The organism is Streptococcus sp. SM3, from assembly GCF_027497875.1.
Map to the genome: position 1 here is coordinate 1 of NZ_JAJNSA010000223.1, position 1,056 is coordinate 1,056.

2 protein-coding genes are annotated in these 1,056 nt (G+C 42.0%); both read right to left on the bottom strand.

The window, feature by feature from the left end:
* Positions 1-828: LCP family protein (locus tag PAN06_RS14345; RefSeq protein ID WP_269796668.1), on the bottom strand; the 828-nt coding region annotated here is incomplete at its 3' end.
* Positions 829-841: 13 nt separating this feature from the next.
* The coding region (locus tag PAN06_RS14350; RefSeq protein ID WP_269796669.1) for a GNAT family protein at positions 842-1,056 on the bottom strand (215 nt) is incomplete at its 5' end.

Genomic DNA, 1,056 nt, shown 5'->3' on the forward strand with positions numbered 1-1,056 from the left:
CTGGTACTGATGAATCGTTGAAAGGGCATCTTTATATCCCAACAATTGAAGAAGACTGTTGCTATCAAGTGAAATGTTGGTTTGCATATTGTCACTAACAGACTCAATGATTCCTTTGTAGTGACTCAAACTATTGAGGCTTAAAACTTTCTCAACAATCTTTTTGATCACTTCACGTTGGCGTTTTTGACGTCCGTAGTCTCCTTCTGGGTCTTGGTAGCGCATGCGTGAATAAACGAGAGCTTGGTCCCCATTAATCTCCTGACGTCCTGGTGCGATCTTAGCCGTATATTCTGGCTCATTTTCCTCGATCGAGATATCGAAGTCAAATGGATTGTTGACTGTGATGCCACCAACCTTATCCACTAATTGAACCAGCCCCTTCATATTGATCATGACATAGCGGTCAATATGGATATTCAAAAGATCTTGAATGGTCTTAATGGCTAACTTGGCACCACCTTGAGCATAAGCCGAATTCAATTTTGCTTGGACCGTTTCGCCATCTGAAGTAATATTGGTTAGGATATCTCTTTCCAAGCTAGTCATGGTTGTTTCTTTTGTTTGAGGATTAACAGTCACCAAAATCATAGTATCACTATTTCCGGCCCAAGGATCTTCCCGAGAACCGCTACCTGTATCAACCCCCATCAAAAGGATGGTCATCGGCTTGTTTTCTGCAATGACATTGGTCTCATTTCCAAAGCCTTTATAGGTCTTACTGAGAGTCCCAGTCGTTTGGTTTAGGATGGTAAGGCCATAAGCCCCAATCCCAATCACTGTTACCGTCAATAAGCTCAAAAACATCAAAATAATTTTTTTAACCATGTAGACTCTCTCTCTAATCTATCAGTTTGCCCATAAGGTAAACATCTAAGAATTCTCCTTCAGCTGAACAAGCTCCACGAGCTTGGCAACCTTCAATCTCAAAACCTAACTTTTTATACAGGTGAACCGCTCGTTCATTGCGCACTTGGACATTCAAGATTAATTTCCTAAGAACACCGGTCGAGTGCGCCCACTCGATTCCTTCTTCCAACAAGATCTGTCCAAGCC